Annotated in this window: 2 tRNA genes; both read left to right on the plus strand. The window is 50.1% G+C overall.

Features of this window, described 5'->3' with window-relative positions:
• Nucleotides 1-151: 151 nt before the first annotated feature.
• A tRNA-Ala gene (locus UF06_RS22280) sits at nucleotides 152-227 on the plus strand.
• Between the two features lie 2 nt (nucleotides 228-229).
• Nucleotides 230-305, plus strand: a tRNA-Glu gene (locus UF06_RS22285).
• The last annotated feature ends 50 nt before the right edge of the window (nucleotides 306-355 follow it).

Raw genomic sequence — 355 nt, forward strand, 5'->3', positions numbered from 1 at the left:
GAAGTCGTAACAAGGTAGCGCTAGGGGAACCTGGCGCTGGATCACCTCCTTATACGATACGGATAGTTTGTTTTTACTTTTTAAAGTGAAGATAAATAAGTCGCGATGAGTGTTCACACAGATTGATACGGTTTAGATTAGAGCATTTAGTGGGGCTATAGCTCAGCTGGGAGAGCGCTTGCATGGCATGCAAGAGGTCACCGGTTCGATCCCGGTTAGCTCCACCATTGTCCCGTTCGTCTAGAGGCCTAGGACACCGCCCTTTCACGGCGGTAACAGGGGTTCGACTCCCCTACGGGATACCACGGGTCGTTAGCTCAGTCGGTAGAGCAGTTGACTTTTAATCAATTGGTCG

This window comes from Vibrio sp. S234-5 (assembly GCF_000960595.1).
GTDB lineage: Bacteria > Pseudomonadota > Gammaproteobacteria > Enterobacterales > Vibrionaceae > Vibrio.